General features: G+C 73.3%; 14 protein-coding genes. 3 read left to right on the top strand and 11 right to left on the bottom strand.

The annotated features are described in order from the left end of the window. Nucleotides 1-123: 123 nt before the first annotated feature. The 7 genes from ACIG0D_RS16450 to ACIG0D_RS16420 form a co-directional block, all read right to left on the bottom strand. On the bottom strand, nt 124-1911 hold the full coding sequence (locus tag ACIG0D_RS16450) for a serine/threonine-protein kinase (RefSeq protein WP_399800849.1): 1788 nt from the start codon (nt 1909-1911) through the stop codon (nt 124-126). 17 nt (nt 1912-1928) lie between these two features. After that, the gene (locus ACIG0D_RS16445) at nt 1929-3707 is read right to left on the bottom strand and encodes a serine/threonine-protein kinase (RefSeq protein WP_399800847.1); all 1779 of its coding nucleotides are present in this window, start codon (nt 3705-3707) and stop codon (nt 1929-1931) included. A gap of 80 nt (nt 3708-3787) precedes the next feature. Further along, the gene (locus ACIG0D_RS16440) at nt 3788-4864 is read right to left on the bottom strand and encodes a serine/threonine-protein kinase (RefSeq protein ID WP_399800845.1); all 1077 of its coding nucleotides are present in this window, start codon (nt 4862-4864) and stop codon (nt 3788-3790) included. A gap of 128 nt (nt 4865-4992) precedes the next feature. Then, nucleotides 4993-6642 carry a serine/threonine-protein kinase gene (locus tag ACIG0D_RS16435; RefSeq protein WP_399801242.1) on the bottom strand — a complete coding sequence of 550 codons (1650 nt, stop codon included), beginning with the start codon at nt 6640-6642 and terminating at the stop codon, nt 4993-4995. A gap of 273 nt (nt 6643-6915) precedes the next feature. Further along, the gene (locus tag ACIG0D_RS16430) at nt 6916-9714 is read right to left on the bottom strand and encodes a protein kinase (RefSeq protein WP_399800842.1); all 2799 of its coding nucleotides are present in this window, start codon (nt 9712-9714) and stop codon (nt 6916-6918) included. A gap of 167 nt (nt 9715-9881) precedes the next feature. Beyond that, nucleotides 9882-11885, bottom strand: coding sequence for a protein kinase (locus ACIG0D_RS16425; protein WP_399800840.1), 2004 nt, complete (start codon nt 11883-11885; stop codon nt 9882-9884). A gap of 287 nt (nt 11886-12172) precedes the next feature. Then, nucleotides 12173-13879, bottom strand: a complete 1707-nt coding sequence (locus ACIG0D_RS16420; RefSeq protein WP_399800837.1) for a glycerol-3-phosphate dehydrogenase/oxidase — start codon at nt 13877-13879, stop codon at nt 12173-12175. Between the two features lie 313 nt (nt 13880-14192). Between ACIG0D_RS16420 and ACIG0D_RS16415 the strand changes: the two genes are divergently transcribed. Both ACIG0D_RS16415 and ACIG0D_RS16410 read left to right on the top strand, forming a co-directional pair. Beyond that, the gene (locus ACIG0D_RS16415; protein WP_399800834.1) at nt 14193-15401 is read left to right on the top strand and encodes a nucleotide sugar dehydrogenase; all 1209 of its coding nucleotides are present in this window, start codon (nt 14193-14195) and stop codon (nt 15399-15401) included. Nucleotides 15402-15547: 146 nt separating this feature from the next. Then, nucleotides 15548-16066 carry a hypothetical protein gene (locus tag ACIG0D_RS16410; protein ID WP_399800832.1) on the top strand — a complete coding sequence of 173 codons (519 nt, stop codon included), beginning with the start codon at nt 15548-15550 and terminating at the stop codon, nt 16064-16066. A 93-nt stretch (nt 16067-16159) separates the two neighbouring features. On the opposite strand, the gene ACIG0D_RS16405 is transcribed toward ACIG0D_RS16410, so the two are convergent. The 4 genes from ACIG0D_RS16405 to ACIG0D_RS16390 all read right to left on the bottom strand — a co-directional run bounded on the left by ACIG0D_RS16405 (nt 16160) and on the right by ACIG0D_RS16390 (nt 21481). Next, a complete protein-coding gene (locus ACIG0D_RS16405; protein WP_365766138.1) occupies nt 16160-17284 on the bottom strand; it encodes a GuaB3 family IMP dehydrogenase-related protein in 1125 nt (374 codons plus the stop codon). A 105-nt stretch (nt 17285-17389) separates the two neighbouring features. Then, on the bottom strand, nt 17390-18895 hold the full coding sequence (gene guaB, locus ACIG0D_RS16400) for an IMP dehydrogenase (RefSeq protein ID WP_399800829.1): 1506 nt from the start codon (nt 18893-18895) through the stop codon (nt 17390-17392). Between the two features lie 145 nt (nt 18896-19040). Then, nucleotides 19041-19628 carry a sigma-70 family RNA polymerase sigma factor gene (locus ACIG0D_RS16395; protein WP_351837524.1) on the bottom strand — a complete coding sequence of 196 codons (588 nt, stop codon included), beginning with the start codon at nt 19626-19628 and terminating at the stop codon, nt 19041-19043. Between the two features lie 1241 nt (nt 19629-20869). Next, nucleotides 20870-21481, bottom strand: a complete 612-nt coding sequence (locus ACIG0D_RS16390) for a response regulator transcription factor (RefSeq protein ID WP_003948568.1) — start codon at nt 21479-21481, stop codon at nt 20870-20872. A 381-nt stretch (nt 21482-21862) separates the two neighbouring features. On the opposite strand from ACIG0D_RS16390, the gene ACIG0D_RS16385 reads away from it, so the two are divergent. Further along, on the top strand, nt 21863-22192 hold the full coding sequence (locus tag ACIG0D_RS16385) for a WhiB family transcriptional regulator (protein ID WP_365766140.1): 330 nt from the start codon (nt 21863-21865) through the stop codon (nt 22190-22192). Nucleotides 22193-22287 lie beyond the last annotated feature (95 nt).

Below are 22287 nucleotides of genomic sequence, written 5' to 3'. Positions count from 1 at the left end.
GGCGCAGGGTATGCCGCGCCGCAGGCTTTGTGTACCCGTCGGTAATGGGGATTCACCGACCGCACACATGCCGCCAGCGATCACTGGCAACAAACGTGCTGATCAGGGCCGTTGTGCGCCCGCTCAGGGCGGTGCCACGACGAGCCGGTCGCGGGCGCCGGTGAAGACCGCCTCGCCCTTCCGCTCCTGCGCCGCGTCCTCGGGCATCTCGGCGCGCAGTTCGTAGAACCGGCCGTCGTCGGTGCGGAACAGCAGCTCGATGACGCGGTACCGGAGGCCGTCCTCGCCGAAGCGGCTGTCGGACCTGACGGCGTCCCAGCCCTGGAAGCTGGTGGGGGTGTGGCGGGTGCGGGCGTTGCCGTAGAACTCGAAGGTCGTCGCGTGTTGTTTCGCCTGCTTCATCGGCGTTCCTGGCGATTTGTCCCACTGGGTGAGGCGGACCTGGACGGAACCGGCGGCGTACTCCACCGCGCGCGGCTGGATGGTGTCGTTGCCCTGGCGGGCGAACTCCTCGTATTCGGGCGGGAGGGCGAGGGTCGCGTGCATGGCCTTCTCGTGGTGGGCGGTCCAGCCGTCGAGGGCGGGGGTGGATGTGGTCGCGGTGGTCGGGGTGGTCGGGGTGGGGCTCGGCTTCGGGGAGGGCGAGTGGCCGGCCGCGGTCCGCTCCGGGTTCCGCGCCGCCGCGCCGCCGTCCGGGCCGGTGAGGAGGGAGAAGCCCAGCCAGGCGGTGCCGAGCAGGAGCCCGCCGAGGGCGGCGAGCGGGGCGGGGCGGCGGTGGAGAGGGCGGCGGGGAGGGAGTCGTACGGCGGACACCGGGTCGGGCACCGGGTCGGGCGCTGTGTCGGATGCCGGGGCGGGCACCGGGTCGGGCGCTGTGTCGGATGCCGGGCCGGGCACCGGGCCGGGCGCCGGCTCGGACGCCGGTCCGGACAGCGTGTCCGCCTCCGGGTCGGCCCCCGCCCGCCGTGCCGCCAGCCGCACCGTCCCGATGTCGTCCCCGAACTCCTCCAGCCGCGAGGCGTCCTGGAGCGCCGCTTCACCGGTGGGATCCTGGAGCGTTGGGTTCTGGAGCGTGGGGTCCTCGCTCGCCACCGCCGCCAGCGCCGCCGTGACCGCCTCCGCGTCCGGTCGCCGGGCGGGGTCCTTCTCCAGCAGGCGCAGCAGCAGCGGACCGAGGGCGCCGGCCCGCCGCGGCTCGGGCGGCTCCGTGGTCAGGATCGCGGCGAGCGTCGACTCAAGTGCCGTACGGCGGAAGGGCGACCAGCCCTCCACGGCGGCGTACAGCAGGACGCCGAAGGACCACAGGTCGGAGGCCGGGCCCGCGCCGCGGCCGGACATCCGCTCGGGGGCGATGAACTCCAGCGAGCCCACGAACTCGCCGCTGGCGGTGAGGGGTTCCTCGCCCTGGACGTGGGCGATGCCGAAGTCGGTGAGCACGACCCGGCGGTGGGGGCCGAGCAGGACGTTGGCGGGCTTCACGTCACGGTGCACGATCCCGGCGGCGTGCGCGGCGCGCAGCGCGCCGAGGACCGCGAGGCCGATCCGGGCCGCCTCGGCGGGCTCCAGCGGCCCCCGCCCGAGCAGGTCGTGCAGGGACTCGCCGCGCACCAGCTCCATGACGATCCACGGCAGCCCGTCCTCCTCGACGACGTCGTGGATGGCGACGGCGGAGGGGTGGTCGACGCGGGCGGCGGCGCGGGCCTCGCGGTGGAGGCGGCGGGCGGCCCGGCGGTGGACCTCCTCCTCCGGGTCGCCCGGCAGGCGGGGCTGCTTGACGGCGACCTCGCGGCCCACGAGTTCGTCGTGGGCGCGCCAGACGGTGCCCATCCCGCCGGAACCGATCCGCTCGACGAGCCGGTAGCGGCCCCCGATCACGCGTTCGGCGCGCTGCCGTTCGCCACCGTCACTCATGCCCCATGCCTGCCTGTTCAGGGCTTGCCGATGTCCAGGTTGGCGATCGCCGTCCTGGCCACCTCGCGTCCGCGCTCGGTGAAGTCGCCCTTGCTCGGGTAGCTGACGGTGAGCTTGTACATGTCGCCCGTCGCCTTGGTCTTGTAGTAGAAGATCCGCAGCTCGCGCGGGCGCGGGTTCTGGGTGTCGTTCGTCGTGTAGGTGATCGTGTTCTCGGCGGCCGGGCGGCCCCGGTACGTGGCGTCGTCGACGGGATTCGTCCTCGGGTTCTCCGGCATGGAGAGGTCGTACTCGCCGCTCTCCTTGTACGTGGCCTCGTCCTCGTACATCTCGGCCTCCGCGGAGCCCGCGATCTCGCCGTTCGTGTCCTCCGACTTCTTGTCGAGGTTGAGGTGGACCCAGATGCTGCCGCTCGGGTCCGAGTACGTCACCCAGTGGCCTTCGTCGGACTCCTCCGGCTCGGCGCGCTCGTAGACCTCCGGCACGGCCAGCGTGGCGCCCAGCGCCTTCTCCTGGTGCTCCTTCCAGCCGTCCGGCAGCGGGCCCGCGAACGGCTCGCTGATCACCAGATACGCCGTCAGCGCCGCGGCCACGACCGCCGCGCCGAGTCCGATCAGCGTCTTGCGGCCGATCCGGACGCCGCCCCGGGAACCGGAGTCGCCGGTGACGGTCACGACCTGCGTGGGCACGGGCGCCGGCGGGTTCGCGGCGGCCTCCAGCAGGGCGCGGACCCGCGCGGCGTTCGGCCGGTGCGACGGGTCCTTCTGGAGCAGGCCGTTGATGACCTCGGCGAGCGGGCCCTGCGCGGAGGCGGGCGGCGCGGGCGTGGCGTTGAGGACGGACTGGAGGGTGGCCGGGGTGTTGCTGCGCCGGAACGGGGACACGCCCTCGGTCGCCGCGTACAGCACCACGCCCAGCGACCAGAGGTCGGCGGCCGGGCCGGGGCGCTGGCCGAGCACCCGCTCGGGGGCGATGTACTCGGGCGAGCCGACGAAGCCGCCGGTGTCGGTCAGGTTGGTCTCGCCCTCGATCTGGGCGATGCCGAAGTCGGTGAGCACGATCCGGCCGTGCCGGCCGAGCAGGATGTTGTCCGGCTTGACGTCGCGGTGCAGGATGCCGGCCGCGTGCGCGGCCTCCAGCGCGCCGAGCACTTCCAGGCCGATCCGGGCGGCCTCGCGCGCGTTCAGCGTGCCCTCGCGCAGGGCGTCGCCGAGGGAACGTCCCTGCACCAGCTCCATCACGATCCACGGCCGGCCGTCGACGACGACGGCCACGTCGTGCACGTTGACGACCGCGGGGTGGTCGAGCCGGGCCGCGGCGCGCGCCTCACGGCGCATCCGCTCGAAGGCGTTGGCGCGTTCGCGTTCGGGGAGGTGGTCCGGGACGCGCGGCTCCTTGACGGCGACCTCGCGGTCCACCGTCTCGTCCTTGGCCCGCCAGACCGTGCCCATGCCGCCGTTCCCGAGCTTGGCGAGCAGCCGGTAGCGGCCGGCGATCAGGCGTCCGGCGCCGGGGTCGGGGGTGGGGGTGGAGGTGGGGGTGGCGGCAGGGGCATGGGCAGGGGCGGCAGCGGCGGCCGGGTGCGGGTGACCCTGCTGCCCGGCGTGCTGGTGCGGAACGCCCGGGGCAGGGGCCGGTGCCGGCGTGGGCCTCGGCGTCGGCGTCGGCGTCGGCGTCGCGTACGGATTCCCCGGATGCGGAACACCGGAGGGCGGCTGCTGCTGCGGATTCGGCGGTTGCAGCCCGAAACTGGTCGGCTCGTCAGCCCCGTAGCGGGCTCCCCCGTTGTTGCTCATGCGTTCATGGATATCGCGCCAAGCGCTTGCGCATCCACTTGGGAGGGGGCTCGGTCACAGAGCCGTGACCGCAGCGCGGCTTATCTCCCGTTTATACGGGGGCTGGAGTCCCCTCGCGGGCTGGAGGTGACCGACGACGTGACCGTCGCCGTCACCGTCACGCTCGGCGTCGGAGGCGCCGGGGGGTCACCGCCGTTGCCACCCCCGCCGGTCATCAGCAGCGCCGCGGCCGACACCCCCGCCGCCGCCATCGCGGCCACGAGTAACGCGGTCACCAGCCGGTCCCGCGGACCGCGCCCCGAGGCACCGCGGGGCGGCGGCATCCGCCCCGTCTCCCGGAACGCGCGCAGCATCCGCTCGGCCTGCGCCGCGTCCAGCCGTCGCTCCGGGTCGCGCTCCAGCAGGCCCTGGACGACGGGCAGCAGCGGCGCCGCCTGCTCGGGTGGCCGGATCTCGTCGTCCACCACCGCGTGCAGGATGCCCCCGAGGCTGTCCCGGTGGAACGGCGACTGCCCGCTGAGCGCCGTGCACAGCAGCACACCCAGCGACCACAGGTCGGAGGCCGGTCCGGTGCGGGCGCCTGCCATCCGCTCCGGCGCGGTGTACTCGGGCGAACCGACGAAGGAGCCCGACTCGGTGAGCGTGGTGGCGCCCGGCACCTGGGCGACGCCGAAGTCGGTGAGCACGACCCGGCCGGTGCCGGACTCGATCAGCACGTTGGCGGGCTTCAGATCGCGGTGCAGGACCCCCGCCGCGTGCGCGGTGCGCAGCGCGCCGAGCAGATGGACACCGATCCGCGCGGCCTCGTACGCGTCGACCGGGCCGTGCGTGGCGATCCGGTCGGCGAGGGAGCCGCCGTCGATCAACTCCATGACGATGTACGGCCGTTCGTCGTGAACGACCACGTCGTGCACGACGATGACGTGCGGATGACGCAGTCGCGCCACCGCTCGCGCCTCGCGCAGGATGCGGTCGCACTGGCGCCGCGCCTCCTCCGGGGAGAGGGACGCGTCCTGCGCGATCTCCTTGACGGCCACCCGCCGCCGCAGCAGCTGGTCGGTGGCCTGCCATACGAGGCCCATGCCGCCGCGGCCGAGCAACGCCTCCAGCCGGTATCGCCCCGCGATGACCCGGCCGTCCGTCCGCTCGGTCCCCATGCGCCCATGATGCCCCAGCCGGAGCCACCGCCTCCGGGGGTAAAGTCGCAGGTTGGCCGACAACCGACGGTCCGTCAGACGCTTTCGGTCAGACGGTCGGGACGCTTTCGGTCAGCGGACCGTCCCGGTCACCCGTGTCCCGGCCGCCAGCTGCGCATCACCGTGGTGAACTGCTGCCGCGTCGTCTCCCAGTCGTCCGCCGGGCCGGACATGTAGATCGCGTACTCGACGCCGTCGCGAGCGAGGTACATCCGGTCGATGGCGCGCCGCGGCCCCGTGTAGGGCCCCGGGTCACCCTCCAGCGCGGTCCACGTGTACTCCCACAGGGAGCTCTGGCGGTCCCGGTAGAGCTCGTCCTCCAGCGACACCCGCCGGTACTCGGCGAGCCGCCCGACCTGCTGCTCCAGGTCGAGCTGGTGGTCACGCGCGTTGTCGAAGTCGGGCGAGAGGTCGACGGCGACGCGCAGCAGGTGCACTCCGCCGTCCGGCGAGTAGTCGATCTGGGTCAGTTCGCCGTCATCGCTGTACACGCTCCGCTCCCAGTCCTCGCCGGGCACGGAGAGGCTGAAACCCACCGGGTCGTCGACACGCACCCAGCCGTCGGGCAGAGGCGCCGCGGAGGCACCTGCGCTGGTGCCGCCGGTCCCGTTGCCGTTGCCGTTGCCCCAGGTCTGCCAGGCCGCCGCGGTACCGCCGCCGACGATCGCGGCCACCGCGACGACCAGCGCCAGCGTCCGCAGCCGGCGGCGCCGGGGCGCGGGCAGGGCGGGTGCGGAAGGCGCGGTGGACCCGGTTGAGCCGGTGTACGCGGTGGGCCCGGTTGGCCCGGTGTACGCGGTGGACCCGGAGTGTGCGGCGGGCCCGGTGGGCACGGTGGCGTCCGGGCGGGTGTGGGCCCGGGTGTCGGCCGCCACCGGACGGGGTGTCACAGGACGGGTCGCCTCGTACGCCGCGACCTGCGGGATCCGTCCCTCCGCCGCCTCGGCGAGCAGCCGTTCGGCCTCGGCGGAGCCGGGCCGGGCGGCGGGGTCCTTGCGCAGCAGTGCGGCGATGACGGGCGCGAGCGGTCCGGCGTGGCGGGGGTCGGCGAGCTCCTCCTCGACGATGGCCTGCATGGTGGACAGCGGCGAGGTGCGGCGGAACGGCGAGCCGCCCTCCACCGCCGTGTACAGCGTCGCGCCGAGCGCCCACAGGTCGGAGGCGGGCCCGGGGTCGTGGCCGCGGATGCGTTCGGGGGCCAGGAAGTCGACCGAGCCGACGACCTCGCCGGTGCGGGTGATGGTCGTGTCGCCCTCGATCTGCGCGATCCCGAAGTCGGTGAGCAGCACCCGGCCGTCGTGGGCGAGGAGGACGTTGCCGGGTTTGACGTCGCGGTGCAGGACGCCGGCGGTGTGCGCGGCGCGCAGGGCGCGCAGCACCCACAGGCCGATCCGGGCGGCCTCGGCGGGCTCGACCCGGCCGTCCGCCTTGACGGCCTCGGCGAGCGAGCGGCCCTCGACCAGCTCCATCACGATCCACGGGCGGCCGTCGTGTTCCAGCACGTCGTGCACGGTGACGACCGCGGAGTGGTTGATCCGGGCCGCGGCGCGCGCCTCGGCGCGGGTGCGGGCCAGCAGGACGGCCCGGTCGCTCTCGGAGACGTAGAGCGCCGCGGTCAGTTCCTTGATGGCGACCGCACGGTGCAGCACCTCGTCGTGGGCGCGCCACACCCGGCCCATGCCGCCGCTGCCGATGGCGTCGTCGAGTCGGTAGCGGCCCCCGAGGAGCAGGCCCTGCATCTGATTCACGTTTCCCCGCAATGCTCTTGACAGGGTCAGCGTAAGGAGCGGCCCCCTCGCGGGGAACCACGGGGGCGGCACGGAGACCGCACTGTGACGGTTGTCGCTTTCCGTGACGGACGGGAACCGTTCACCCAACCCCGGGAAACGCGCGGGCCAACGGCGGTCTACGACGGTCTACGGCGTTCTACGGCGTTCTACGGCCGGTCCACTTCGTCCCAAGAACCGGGCTACTACGTCCCACGGCCGGTCCACGGCGCTCCAGCGGCCCTGTCAGCCGGTGACCTGGTAGGTCGCCGCCGCCTGCTCGTACAGCCGGGTCACCTCGTCCCGCTCCGACTCCGGGCCGCGCAGTTGCAGGACGTGATAGCGGCCGTCGACCAGGATCGCCAGGTTGCGCACGAACAGTTCGTCACCGTCCTCGCCGGTCCAGGTGTACTGCCCCTCGGCCATGGTCCGTTCGCCGACCTGAATGGACTTCAGGCCCGTCGCGGTGGCCCAGCTCGACTCCCGGTAGGGCCGCAACTCCGGCTCGCGCTCCCGCTGGTACGTCATCGGGTCGTCGCCGTACTCGTCCGCGGCGTCCCGCCCGGGCACGACGATCAGCTCGAAGTCACCCTTGCCGTAGACGACCTGGCCGCTGCCGTTCTTCGGGGTGCGCCGCCAGTCCTCGGCCACGGCGACCCGGAAGCCCTCCGGGTCGGTGCGCACGACGAAGCCGTCGGCGGCCTTCGGGTCGGTGGTCTGGGTGTGGGTGGAACCGGCGGTTCCGGAGGGCCCGCCGGTGCCGGGGGTGGCCTGGTCCGGGTCGGTCCGGCCGCTCGCGTCGTCCGGCCGGCCGGGCGCCTCGCTCACCTGCCCCGCCGCACCGGTCCGCTCGGTGCCTGCCGCGCCGCCGCTCTCGTCGGCCTTCGGCATGAACAGCATCGCGTACGCGATCGCCGCGCCCAGGCCGAGCAGCACCAGCAGGAGCAGGGTACGGCCGAGGCTGAGCGGCGAACGCGCCTTCTCCTTGCCCCGCTTGTGCCGCCCGTGGTGCACCGGCAGTCCGGCTCGCCGCCTGCGCACCAGCTCGCCCCGGCGGCGTACGACCGGCAGCCGGCCGGTGCCGACGGGCGGCGCGGCCACCACGTGCACCCCGGCCTCCGGCTCGGGCGCCGAGCGCACCAGGGAGCGCAGCCAGCCGCGCAGCTCCTCGAAGTCGAGGCGCTCGGTGGGGTCCTGACGCAGCAGCGACTCCACGACCGGGCGCAGCGGTCCGCACTCCTCGGCGAAGGCGGGCGGCTCGGCGCACACCATCTGCACCAGCTCGGCCGTCGACTCCTCGGGATACGGCGCGTGGCCCTGGACGGCGCGGAAGAGCAGCGCGCCTAGCGCCCACAGGTCGGTGGCGGGCCCGATGGGCGGCGCCAGCTGCCAGTTCTCGTGCACCGGCCCGGCCTGCTCGGGCGCCCAGCGCTCCGTCACCGGCCCCACCACGGCCATGCGCGCCTGCCGCGCCCGCTCGGCGGCGAGCGCGGTGGTGGGCCCCCGGCGGGCGGGGGCACCGGCCGCGAGCTCGTCCCAGCGACCGGTGGGCGCCTCCGGGCCGCCGCCCGGGGTGAGGGCCGTACGGCCGTTCCGGTCCGCGGGTCCGGCGCCGCCGCCGGGCCGGGGGGCTCCAGGGCCGTACTGCTGCGGGCTGGGCAGGGTCCGGCCGTCGGCCGGGGTCCGGGGACCGCCGTACTGCGCCGGGACGCCCGGCTGCGGTCCGCCCGTGCCGTACGGCTGGTCGGCCGGGGAGCCGCTCACCGGGAGCGCGGGCCGGCCGTCCGGCGCCTGGCCCCGCCCCGGTGTCTGGCCCGGGACCGGTGTCTCACCCGGGACCGGTGTCTGCCCCGGGCGCGGGGACGCGCCGTGCCACGGGGCGGTGGTGCGGACGCCGTACGGGTCGGCTATCCGGCCCGGCGGGTGGGACTCGGCCGCGGTGTCACCGGGTGTGCGGGGGGCGGCCTGGCCGTCGTCGGGAGCGGGGCGGGCGCCGGGGAGGGCGGTGCGGTCGCTCTGCCGGGCCTCCTGGACCCGGGCGGCGGCGCGTGCTCCCGCGCGGTACGCGGCGATCGCCCCCGCGCGCGCGGCCCTGATGTCGTCGCCGCTGTCCGGAGTCCTGCCCGCGGGGGCTCCCGACCCGCGCGGCGTGGCGATGCCGCCCGCCTGCTCGGTGCCCGGCAGCCCGCCGGCCGCCCGCGCCTCGATCGCGGCCCGCCGCGCGGCCTCGGGGTCCGCCCCGGGGAGACTGCCCGCGGGACTCGTGGACCCACCGATGGCGGACCCCGCGTAGCCAGCACCCGCCGAACTCTCGTACGCGCCACCAGTCGAGCCCACGTACGACCCACCGCTCGGGTCGACGCCGGCGTCGGCGCCCCAGTGGCCGTCGTCCCCCGAGCCCTCGCTCTCCGGGCCCTCCTCCGGCGGCACCGGGTCGTACCCGCACAGCGCCTCCTCCGCCGCGCCGACCGCGAGTCCGGTCAGCATGACGCGGCCGTCGTCGCAGACGAGGACCGTGCGGGCGGTGATGTTGCGGTGCACCCAGCCGTGGGCGTGCAGGACCCGCAGGGCCATGAGGACGTCGGAGGCGACCTCGGCCGCCCGGTAGGGAGTCAGGGGCTTCTCGGCGAGCAGCGCCGACAGCGGTCGCGCGGGCACCAGCTCGCTGACGATCCACAGCGAGCCGCCCTCGGCGAACACGTCGAAGACCTGGTCGAGTCGCGGATGGTCGGGGATGCGGGCCGCGGCCTGCGCGGCCTCCACCGCCCGGCGTACCGCCGGGTCCGTGGGCCGCCGCACCGCCCCGCCGGTCCGTCCGGTGGCCGGCCGCCGGGCGGGCCGGTCGCGGGCCGTGAAGCCCTCGGGGAGCCCTTCGGCGTCCAGCACCTCCGCCTCGACGACCTCCGGCAACGGCACCTGCCGGACGAGGACTTCCTGCCCGCTGTAGGTGTCGAAGGCACGGGTCTCGGTGAGTTCGTACTCGTCGGCGGGCGGCAGCGGCAGGCGGTAGCGGTCGGCGAGGACCCGTCCCGCGTAGTCGTCCACGTTGCCTCCCCCGGCCGACCTGCTGTCAGTTCCGTTCGTCCGGCGCCCGGTTCCGGATAGGCCGGTTCCGGATGCGTACGGTTCGCAAGCACTCACGATACGTGCCGGAGGCAACCCGTACGGAGGGGATGCGAGATATCACGTCCGCGAACCGGTCGCGGGACCGGTCACGCCTTGGGTTCGAAGGTCTTCGTCAGCGTCCGCCAGGTGATCCTGCGCAGCTCGCCGTCCCACTTGGCGGCCTTCGCCGTGTACATCAGCGCGTAGCCCTGGTCGTCGTCGACCACGAAACCGCGGTCGATGGTCCGGTACTCGGTGCCGCCGTCGACGTAGGTGAACTCCCAGTCGGCCGTGTTCCAGCCGCGGTAGTCCACCTTCTCTATGCGGATCCGGTCGTACTGCGCGCGGACCATGTAGCGCTCCTGGTTCTTCCAGTCCGCGACCGGGTCGTCCTTGGGTGTGCTGGTCCAGCCGATGAGCAGCTTCTGGCCGTCGGGGCCGGTGAAGCGGTCGCCCGCGGCGTCCGACGACCGGTACTTCCAGCCCTCGGGCAGGCCGATCGAGTAGCCCTGCCTGCCCTGGTGGGTGGAGTCGGCGGCGATGTCGTCGTCCTTGCCGGAGCCGCTCGCGGAGTCCTTGCCGGTCTCCTTGCCGGACTCCTTGCCCGAGGACGCCTCCCCGCCGGCTCCGTCGCCGCTCGCCGTCGTATCCGGCGTGCCGTCCGGGGTGGAGGCGGCCGAGCCGGTCGCCGAGCCGTCGGTGCGCACGCCGCCGCTCGGGTCGGCCTTCGTGCCGGGCTCCGAACCGGCCCCGGCGGCCGCCGTGTTCCCGGCATCTTTCGACTGGTTGGTGCCGTCGTCGTCGCCGCCGAGGGTCAGGGCCAGGACGACGCCGAGCACGGCGACGACCACGGCGACCGCGATGACGACCAGGGTCCGCCGGGGCACGACGTCGGTGAGGGGCGCCCGGGGCACGGGCCGCGGAGGCATGTCCGGCGGCGGGGTCATCACGGGCCAGCCCGAACTGCGGCCGTTCGCACCGCCGTTCGCCGCGTCCGAGGGACCCGGTGTCTGCGTGGTCGGGGCGGAGCCCGCGGCCGGGGTGCCGGGGCCGGGGCCGGAGGTGGTGCGGGAGGCCGCCGAGACGCCCGTGCCCGCCGCGACCGCGGCCTTGCGCGCGGAGCGCAGGGCACCGCGCAGCCGCTCGGCCGCCTCCTCGCCGCGCTTGCCGCCGGTGGCCGGGGCGTCCGGCTGGGCCGGCAGCGGTACGACCTTGGTGGCGTCGGCGGGCTCCGGCTCGGCCCGGTCCGGCGCGTTGATGACGGCCTTGAGCATGGCCCGCGCGCCCGCGTCGTCGAGCCGCTGGGCCGGGTCCTTGGTGAGCAGGCCGTAGATGACGTCCCGCAGCGGGCCCGCGTTCTTCGGCTCCTCCAGGGGCTCGGTCATCACCGCGGTGAGCGTGGCGATGGCGGACCCCTTGTCGTACGGCGGGGTGCCCTCCACCGCCGCGTAGAGCAGGCCGCCGAGGGACCACAGGTCGGCCGCGGGGCCGGGCTTGTGGCCGCGGGCGCGCTCCGGGGAGATGTAGGAGGGGGCGCCGACGAGCATGCCGGTGGAGGTGATGGAGGGGTCGCCCTCGACCTGGGCGATACCGAAGTCGGTGAGCACGACCCGGCCGTCGTCGGCGATGAGCACGTTGGACGGCTTCACGTCGCGGTGCAGGATGCCCTCGCGGTGCGCGGAGCGCAGCACGTCGAGGATGGCGAGGCCGACCTCGGCGGCGCGCCGGGGCTCCAGCAGGCCGTCCTCGCGGATGACCTCGGCGAGCGACTTGCCCTCGACCAGCTCCATCACGATCCACGGGCGGTCGTCCTCGTCGACCACGTCGTAGACCGTCACCGCGCTGGTGTTGCGGATCCGCGCGATGGCCTTGGCCTCGCGCAGCGTCCGCGTGATCAGCCGGCGTTTCTCGTCCTCGTCGATGTTCGACGGGAACCGCAGCTCCTTGACGGCGACCGTCCGGCCCAGGGTCTCATCCACGGCGCGCCAGACCGTGCCCATGCCTCCGCGGCCGAGCACGTCTCCCAGCCGGTACCGACCGGCGAGGAGACGCTCGCTGTTGTCCTGACGAGTCTCCTGACGAGATGTCCCCGCCCGCTCCGCCTCCGACATGCGTCCCCTCATGCAACCCGCCCTGACAGAGCCTCCATTGTCCCTCACCCGACAAGTGCCCGACGCCCAGGGTGGCTCACCGCGTCGCGTGCCGCGGGGTTCTGTCCCCGCACTCGTAGAACGAGCCGGTTCCGAACAGAGATCCCGATTCGCGACACTCGTTCGAGTGAAACAGTCGGCGTACGCCGGGAAAACGTCCGGCATACGCCGACTTGAGGACCACTCAGAAGGCGCAGGAGGGGCCGCAGCGGACGGCGGCGCCGACAGCGGCGCGAGTCCGGTGCGGATTACAGCGGCACGATGTCCGGCGCCCCGAGGCGTGCCGCGTCCGCCGTCTGGTCGTCCGGCTGGCGCTGGGACTCGCGTTCGGCCTCGACCCGCTTCTCGTAGTGCTGGACCTCGCGTTCGATCTGGTCCTTGTCCCAGCCCAGCACCGGGGCCATCAGTTCGGCGGCCTCGCGGGCGCAGCGGGTGCCCCGGTCGAAGGTCTCGATGGAAATGCGGGTGCGCCGGGTCAGCACGTCGTCCAGATGCCGGGCGCCCTCGTGGGAGGCGGCGTAGACGATCTCGGCGCGCAGATAGTCGTCGGCGCCGGGCAGCGGCTCACCCAGGGAGGGGTCGTCGGCGATGAGGTCGAACACCTCCTCGGCCAGGGAGCCGTACCGGTTCAACAGGTGTTCCACCCGCACGACATGGAGCCCGGTGCGCTGGGCGATGCGCGCCCGCGCGTTCCACAGCGCGCGGTAGCCCTCGGCGCCGAGCAGCGGGATGTCCTCGGTGACGCACTCGGCGACCCGCAGGTCGAGCCCGTGCACCGCCTCGTCGACGGCGTCCTTGGCCATGACCCGGTACGTCGTGTACTTGCCGCCCGCCACCACGACCAGCCCCGGCACCGGGTGGGCGACGGTGTGCTCGCGCGAGAGCTTGCTGGTGGCGTCGGACTCGCCGGCCAGCAGCGGGCGCAGCCCCGCGTAGACGCCCTCCACGTCGTCGCGGGTGAGGGGCACCGCGAGGACGGAGTTGACGTGCTCCAGCAGATAGTCGATGTCGGCGCTGGAGGCGGCGGGGTGGGCCTTGTCGAGGTCCCATTCGGTGTCGGTGGTGCCGACGATCCAGTGCCGTCCCCAGGGGATGACGAACAGGACGGACTTCTCGGTGCGCAGGATCAGCCCGGTGGTGGAGTGGATGCGGTCCTTGGGCACGACGAGGTGGATGCCCTTGGAGGCGCGGACGTGGAACCGGCCGCGCTCCCCCACCATCGCCTGGGTGTCGTCGGTCCACACGCCGGTGGCGTTGACGATCTGCTTGGCGCGGATCTCGTACTCGCCGCCGCCCTCGACGTCCTGTACGCGCGCGCCGACGACGCGTTCGCCCTCGCGCAGGAAACTGGTGACCCGCGCGCGGTTGGCGGCCTTCGCGCCGTACGCCACCGCGGTGCGCACCAGGGTGGCGACGAAGCGGGCGTCATCCATCTGCGCGTCGTAGTACTGGAGCGCGCCGACGAGGGCGTCCTTCTTCAGGCAGGGCGCCACGCGCAGGGCGTGGCGGCGGCTCAGATGGCGGTGCAGGGGCAGGCCCCGGCCGTGGCCGCGGGCCATGGACATCGCGTCGTAGAGGGCGACGCCCGAGCCCGCGTACAGCCGCTCCCAGCCCTTGTGCTGGAGGGGATAGAGGAACGGCACCGGTTTGACCAGGTGCGGGGCGAGCCGCTCCAGCAGCAGGCCGCGCTCCTTCAGCGCCTCGCGCACGAGTGCGAAGTCGAGCATCTCCAGATAGCGCAGTCCGCCGTGGATCAGCTTGCTGGACCGGCTCGACGTGCCCGAGGCCCAGTCCCGGGCCTCGACCAGTCCGGTCGACAGACCGCGGGTGACGGCGTCCAGCGCGGTGCCCGCGCCGACCACTCCGCCGCCCACGACCAGCAGGTCCAGTTCCCGCTCGGCCATCGATGCCAGCGACTCGGCGCGCTGCGCCGGCCCCAGGGTCCCTGTCCTCACCGCTGCCTCCCGCTGTTCGCGTCGCGTCGGCCGCACCCGTGGGGCGAGCCCGGTTCCGTGCACCGTGACCGGTGTGGATCGGTGCACCTCTGATCGGTATGCCTCTGCCCAAATTCTGACCGGGATGCCCGACTTCAGCCACCACGCGAGCCCAGCCTGTGGACAACACTCACGGAAACACTCGCAGAAACTCGGCCACCCAATACCGCAAATCGGTCATATTTACTCCTAGTCTGACATTGCGCTCGCTCGTTCTGTCCACAGGGCTTGCGCACCTGTCCCGCTTCGGTTACTGGGAAGGACGGCCCACGCCATGCCCGCAGATCTCGCCGTCATCGGACTCGGCCCGCTCGGCCTGCCGCTGGCCCAGGCCGCCGTCGCCGCCGGCATCCCCACCGTCGGCTACCGGACCGGCCCGGAGCCCGGCTCGCTCAGCCCCGCCGAACTGCGCCGGATGCTCTCGGGGGGCTTCCGGCACGCCGTCGGCGCCGCCGAACTCGGCCGGGTGCGCACCGCCGTCATCTGCCCGCCCACCCCGCGCGCCGCGGACGGCGGGCTCGACCTGAGCCAGGTGGAGACGGCCGCCCGCACCCTGGCCCCGCGGCTGCGCCCGCACACCACGGTGATCCTGGAGTCGCCCGTGCACCCGGGCACCACGGAGGAGTTCCTGCGCCCGCTGCTGGAGAAGGGATCGGGCCTCAGCGCGGGACGCGATTTCCACCTGGCCTACTCCCCCAGCCGGGTCGACCCCGGCAACCGCGCCTTCACCCCCGCCAACACCCCCAAGGTGATCGGCGGCCTCACCCCCGCCTGCACCGAGTCGGCCGCCGCCTTCTACGGCCGGCTCACCGACAAGGTGGTCCGCGCGCGCGGGACCCGCGAGGCGGAGACGGTGCAGCTGCTGGAGACCAACTACCGGCACGTCAACATCGCCCTGGTCAACGAGATGGCCGTGCTCTGCCACGACCTCGGCGTCGACCTGTGGGACGTCATCCGCTGCGCGGAGACCAAGCCGTTCGGCTTCCAGGCCTTCCGCCCCGGCCCCGGCGTCGGCGGCCACGCCGTCCCGCAGGACCTCATCGGGCAGGCGGGACGCGGGCTGCGCATGGTGGAGCTGGCCCGGCAGGTCAACGAGCAGATGCCGCGCTACGTCGTGCAGCGCGCGGCCACGCTGCTGAACGAGCACGGCAAGTCGGCGCGGGGCGCGCGCGTGCTGCTGCTCGGCGTCGCCTACAAGCCCGACCTCGGCGATCAGCAGGGCACCCCCGCGCGGGAGATCGCCGTGCGGCTGATGGAGCTGGGCGCGTCCGTCAGCTACCACGACCCGCACGTGCCGTCCTGGAGCGTCCTGGACCGCCCGGTGCCCCGCGCGGACTCCCTCTACGAGGCGGCGGCCGACGCGGACCTGACGATCCTGCTCCAGCACCACCGGACGTACGACCTCCAGGGCCTGTCCGTGAAGGCCCAGCTGCTGCTGGACACCCGCGGGGCGACCCCGACGGGCGCCGCGCACCGGCTCTGACAGGCGCCGCGCACCGGCTCCGAGGAGCCACCCTCGCGGGAATTCACTGGTGGCCGAGAGGAGTGCGCCTGTTAATCTTCGGCGTCCCCTCGCACGGTCGTGCGGGGACACCGCTCGCACACCAGTCCCGTGGGGGGATTCCTGTCATGACCCAGTCAGTTCCGCCGCAGCCGCAGCAGCCGACCGACGGCAACCCGTACGCCCAGCAGCCGTTCGCCCAGCAGCCGGGCGCCATGCCGCCGGCGCCCGTCGCCCCGGCCCGCGGCGGCAACGTCGTCCTCGGCGTGGTCACCGCCGTCGTCGTGGCCCTGGTCACGGCCGGAATCTACGGCGCCATCGTCGGCGCCACCGAGTACGAGATCGGCTACGCCGCCATCGGCGTCGGGTTCCTCGTCGGCTTCGCCGCGGGCAAGGTCGGCGGCTCGAACCCGGCGCTGCCGGTGATCAGCGCGCTCCTGTCGCTGGGCGCGGTCTACGTCGGCCAGCTCATCGGCGTCGGGCTGCTGGGCGCCGACATCGCCGGCATCTCCGCCACCGAGATGTTCACCGAGCACTTCGCCGTCATCACGGAGGCCTGGAAGGAGTCGGCCGACGCCATGACCTTCCTGTTCTTCGCGATCGGCGCCTTCGCGGCGTTCTCCGGCGCGAAGAAGGCCGCCGCCTGAGCGGCCCCTGGCACGAAAGGGCCCGTCCACCTCGGTGGACGGGCCCTTTCACGACCCGCGGGTCCCCGGGGGGACCAACGAAGGTGCCGGGGACTAGCGGCGGTGCTGCGAGTCCGCCACCGTCACCTCGACGCGCTGGAACTCCTTCAGCTCGCTGTAGCCGGTGGTGGCCATGGCGCGGCGCAGGGCGCCGAAGAAGTTCATCGAGCCGTCCGGGGTGTGGGACGGGCCGGTGAGGATCTCCTCGATGGTGCCGACCGTGCCGAGGCCGACCTTCTTGCCGCGCGGCAGCTCCTCGTTGACGGCCTCCATGCCCCAGTGGTGGCCGCGGCCGGGCGCGTCGGTGGCGCGGGCCAGCGGCGAGCCCATCATGACCGCGTCGGCGCCGCAGGCGATCGCCTTGGGCAGGTCGCCGGACCAGCCGACGCCGCCGTCCGCGATGACGTGCACGTACCGGCCGCCGGACTCGTCCATGTAGTCACGGCGGGCCGCCGCCACGTCCGCCACGGCGGTCGCCATCGGGACCTGGATGCCCAGCACGTTGCGCGTGGTGTGCGCGGCGCCGCCGCCGAAGCCGACCAGCACACCCGCCGCGCCGGTGCGCATCAGGTGCAGGGCGGCGGTGTACGTGGCGCAGCCGCCGACGATCACCGGGACGTCCAGCTCGTAGATGAACTGCTTCAGGTTCAGCGGCTCGTGCGAGGACGACACGTGCTCCGCCGACACCGTCGTACCGCGGATGACGAAGATGTCCACGCCGGCGTCCACCACGGCCTTGGAGAACTGCGCCGTGCGCTGCGGGGAGAGCGCGGCGGCGGTGACCACGCCCGAGTCGCGCACCTCCTTCAGGCGCTGCCCGATCAGCTCCTCCTTGATCGGCGCGGCGTAGATCTCCTGGAGGCGGCGGGTCGCCGTCTCCGCGTCCAGGCCGACGATCTCGTCCAGCAGCGGCTGCGGGTCCTCGTACCGCGTCCACAGGCCCTCGAGGTTCAGCACGCCGAGGCCGCCCAGCTCGCCGATCCGGATGGCCGTGGCCGGCGAGACGACCGAGTCCATGGGGGCCGCCAGGAACGGCAGCTCGAAGCGGTAGGCGTCGATCTGCCAGGCGATCGAGACCTCCTTCGGGTCCCGCGTACGGCGGCTGGGGACGACGGCGATGTCGTCGAAGGCGTACGCCCGGCGGCCGCGCTTGCCGCGCCCGATCTCGATCTCAGTCACGTGTGTGGCCTTTCCCTGATGCGTTTCAGCGCCTTCCAGTATCCCCGACGGGTACGACAAGGGCGGCCCCGGAGTTCCGGAGCCGCCCTCGGGAGCCTGGGGGAACTACTTGCGGCTGTAGTTCGGCGCCTCGACCGTCATCTGGATGTCGTGCGGGTGGCTCTCCTTGAGACCCGCCGAGGTGATCCGCACGAACCGGCCGCGCTCCTGCAGCTCCGGCACGGTCTTGCCGCCGACGTAGAACATCGACTGGCGCAGGCCGCCCACGAGCTGGTGGACGACGGAGGACAGCGGGCCGCGGTAGGGCACCTGGCCCTCGATGCCCTCGGGGACCAGCTGCTCGTCGGAGGCGACGCCCTCCTGGAAGTAGCGGTCCTTGGAGAACGACTTGCGGTCGCCGCGGGACTGCATGGCGCCCAGGGAGCCCATGCCGCGGTACGACTTGAACTGCTTGCCGTTGATGAACAGCAGCTCGCCCGGGGACTCCTCGCAGCCCGCGAGCAGCGAGCCCAGCATCACCGTGTCGGCGCCCGCGACCAGGGCCTTGGCGATGTCGCCGGAGTACTGCAGACCGCCGTCGCCGATGACCGGGACACCGGCCGCGCGGGCCGCCTGCGCGGCCTCGTAGATCGCGGTGACCTGCGGGACGCCGACACCGGCGACCACGCGGGTGGTGCAGATCGAGCCCGGGCCGACACCGACCTTGATGCCGTCCGCGCCCGCGTCGACCAGCGCCTGGGCGCCGTCCCGCGTGGCGACGTTGCCGCCGATGACGTCGACGCCGGAGGAGTTCGACTTGATCTTGGCGATCATGTCGCCGACCAGGCGGGAGTGGCCGTGCGCGGTGTCGACGACGATGAAGTCGACGCCCGCCTCGATCAGCGCCTGGGCGCGCTCGAACGCGTCACCGGCGACACCGACCGCGGCGCCCACGAGGAGGCGGCCCTCGGCGTCCTTGGCGGCGTTCGGATACTTCTCCGCCTTGACGAAGTCCTTGACCGTGATCAGACCCTTGAGGACGCCCTCGTCGTCGACCAGCGGCAGCTTCTCGATCTTGTGCTTGCGCAGCAGCTCGACGGCGTCCGGGCCGGAGATGCCGACCTTGCCGGTGACCAGCGGCATCGGCGTCATGACCTCGCGCACCCGGCGGGAGCGGTCGGTCTCGAAGGCCATGTCGCGGTTGGTGACGATGCCCAGCAGCTTCTTGTCGCCGTCGGTGACCGGGACACCGCTGATGCGGAACCGGGCGCACAGCGCGTCCGCCTCGGCGAGCGTGGCGTCCGGGTGGATGGTGATCGGGTCGGTCACCATGCCGGACTCGGAGCGCTTGACCAGGTCGACCTGGTTGGCCTGGTCCTCGATGGAAAGGTTGCGGTGCAGCACGCCGACACCGCCCTGGCGGGCCATCGCGATGGCCATCCGGGACTCGGTGACCTTGTCCATGGCGGCGGACAGCAGCGGGATGTTCACCCGCACGTTCTTGGAGACGTACGAGGCGGTGTCGATCTCGTCGGGTGCCATGTCCGACGGGCCCGGCAGCAGCAGCACGTCGTCGTAGGTCAGCCCGAGTGTCGCGAATTTTCCGGGCACTCCGTCGACGTTGGCAGTCATGACACCTTCCCCAAATGGCCTTGATCGGTGCGGATGTCCATGCTAACGGGAGATGAACCCGTCTCATTCCACGGTACGGGCCGGGCCAGGGCTTCATATGTTCGTACGAAAATGAAGTCAGGCCGGTTCAACAGGCGGCCGGGGCTTACTGCTCGGCGAGCGCGCGCAGCCGGCTCAGGGCGCGGTGCTGAGCCACCCGGACGGCGCCGGGTGACATTCCCAACATCTGGCCGGTCTCCTCGGCCGTGAGCCCCACGGCGATCCGCAGCAGCAGCAGCTCGCGCTGGTTCTCGGGGAGGTTGGCCAGCAGCTTCTTGGCCCATTCGGCGTCGCTGCTGAGCAGCGCGCGCTCCTCCGGGCCCAGGGAGTCGTCGGGCCGCTCCGGCATCTCGTCCGAGGGCACCGCGGTCGACCCCGGGTGGCGCATCGCGGCCCGCTGCAGGTCGGCGACCTTGTGCGCGGCGATCGCGAAGACGAAGGCCTCGAACGGGCGGCCGGTGTCCTTGTAGCGCGGCAGGGCGAGGAGGACGGCGACGCAGACCTCCTGCGCCAGGTCCTCCACGAAGTGCCGGGCGTCGCCGGGCAGCCGGGACAGCCGGGTGCGGCAGTAGCGCAGCGCGAGCGGGTGGACATGGGCGAGCAGATCGTGCGTGGCCTGCTCGTCCCCGTCGACGGCGCGATGGACGAGCGCACCGATCGACCCGGGGGCAGTGACCGCCTCGTCGTCGCGCATCGGTCCATCGTGCCCTGCGGCCGCGCCCTGCGCGGCATCGCGTCCGTTGTTGTGCACCGAAGCGTTATGAGCAGGTGCGCCGGAACTCATCCCCTGCGCCCTCCCCTTCCGCTCGACCGACTCGTCCCCGAGGAACTCCACACCTCAAGGATGCGGCATCCGCGCCGAAACAAGCAGCGGGCACCCGCGCCCCGCCCCCGGAACCCGGCCCGCACACCACACGGCCAGGGCTTTCCCCCGCCGGGGCCCATGCCTCCACCACGCGGGCGACGACTACGCCGTCCGAGCCCACCCGCACCCACTCCGCGCGGACGCCCTACGGCCCCGCCGCCCCGCTCGGACCCGCTCCCGGAGCACCACACACGGCCCTCGGCCGGCACCGCGCGGGGAGAGTCGACTGCGCGGCGAACGCAGACCTCGAGGAACGGCCGCCGGGAGCCGCCACACCGCACCACACGAACGAGGGAGCGCCCCGCGCGGACACCACGCGGCCCCACAGAGCCCGCCACCACGCCAAGGGCGGCGCGTCGCGCGCCGCCCTCTGGGTGTCTCGCATCACCGCCGCGGCACCCGGCGCGAACGCCGGGGCGGAGACGGCGCATGGTGGTGGTGAGGGCGCCGCGACCGTCCCCGAGCGGGACGACGACGCGCGCGCGGACGCGCCCCGGCTGCGGTCCGGCGAGCACCGACAGTCGACGCTCCACGGGCCCGGCCCGCCGAGGCACCCCCGAGCGGGCGCGAGCGCGGACGCAGTCCGGTTCCAGACCGGCGGGCGTCGACAGTCGACGCTCGACCGGCCCGGCACGCCGAGGCGCTCCGGAGCGGGCGTGGACGTGGACGCGGGCGCAGGGGGACGTCCCCATCGCGTCGACTCCCTCCTCCGCCTCGCGTGGCACGCGGGGTGGATCGTTCCGCGCCGTACGGACCACCCGCGCGGGTGCGGCCGCAGGTCCTGCGGGCGCGCCGCCGAGGTGCCGACGGCCGGGCGGCCGACCCGCCCTGGATGAAACCGACGCGAGGCCGGCCCCGCTGGAACCGGCCCGGCTACCCCGGCTCGGACGCCCAGGGCCACTCCGCTGGGTGCCCCGGCTCGGACCGGTCCAGGGTTTCTCCCCTCGGACCCGATCGGGGGCACCCTCACACGGACCAGCCCGGGAGCACCGTCACAAGGACCACCCGGGACCCGACCCAGGTTCACCCCGCCCGGACCACCAACCCGGGGCCCCGAGCGACCCGGCAGGTCAGCGCACCAGGCCCCAGCGGAAGCCGAGTGCCACCGCGTGGGCGCGGTCCGACGCGCCGAGCTTCTTGAACAGGCGCCGGGCGTGGGTCTTGACGGTGTCCTCGGAGAGGAACAGCTCGCGGCCGATCTCGGCGTTGGAGCGGCCGTGGCTCATGCCCTCCAGGACCTGGATCTCACGCGCGGTGAGCGTGGGCGCGGCGCCCATCTCGGCGGAGCGCAGCCGGCGCGGGGCCAGCCGCCAGGTGGGGTCGGCGAGGGCCTGCGTCACGGTGGCCCGCAGCTCCGCGCGCGAGGCGTCCTTGTGCAGATAGCCGCGGGCGCCGGCGGCGACCGCGAGGGCCACTCCGTCCAGGTCCTCGGCGACGGTGAGCATGATGATGCGCGCACCGGGGTCGGCGGACAGCAGCCGCCGCACGGTCTCGACGCCGCCCAGACCGGGCATGCGTACGTCCATCAGAATCAGGTCCGAGCGGTCGGCGCCCCAGCGGCGGAGGACTTCCTCGCCGTTGGCCGCGGTCGTCACGCGCTCCACGCCGGGCACGGTCGCGACCGCGCGGCGAAGCGCCTCTCGGGCAAGCGGGGAGTCGTCGCAGACGAGGACGGAAGTCATGGCCGCCCTCCGCAGCTGATGCGCGTCACCTTGAGCCTCCAGGCTGGTACGAAATCGTCACCTGTGCGGTCGACCGTCTCGGACGCCTGCCCGAGCACTTGTGTTTTTCAACCGCCTCCGCCCTCTCAACGATGGTCACTCGAAAGAGTTACGGGGCCGTGTGCCATCTTCGGCACTCTACGTGAGGGCGCGGACACGGTGCAGACACGCACGGCAGACTCTCAAGCTTTCATCACAACCATGCCCCATTTAGCCCCATTTCTTCCCATCTGCTGGTGTCTGAGGCTAGATTCGCAATGAGTCATATTTTCATCTCCTTAGATCGTAGATGTACGGTCGTGGGCACCGTATCCGCACAGAACGGCTGCAAGGGGTCACGCAATGGCAGATTTCTCCCGCCTTCCCGGACCGAACGCGGACCTGTGGGACTGGCAGCTGCTGGCTGCCTGTCGCGGGGTGGACAGCTCGCTCTTCTTCCATCCGGAGGGCGAGCGTGGGGCGGCGCGGAGCGCTCGCGAGAACTCGGCCAAAGAGGTCTGCATGAGGTGCCCGGTCCGCGCGCAGTGCGCGGCCCACGCACTGGCCGTGCGTGAACCGTACGGCGTGTGGGGCGGATTGACCGAGGACGAGCGCGAAGAGCTCATGGGGCGGGCACGTCACCGGCTGGTACCGGCGTCGACAGCCGGCGGGACGACGGCTTCGAACAACTGAAGGAACGTTTCTTCAAAACGGTGTTCCGCGACACGGAACACCAGGAGGGGCACGCACAGGCGTGCCCTCACTCATGACGGGGGTGTGACCGGGGG

Origin of the sequence: Streptomyces sp. NPDC052773 (assembly GCF_044547145.1) — a bacterium.
Classification (GTDB): Bacteria; Actinomycetota; Actinomycetes; order Streptomycetales; family Streptomycetaceae; genus Streptomyces.
This window is presented reverse-complemented; position numbering and strand designations above follow the sequence as displayed.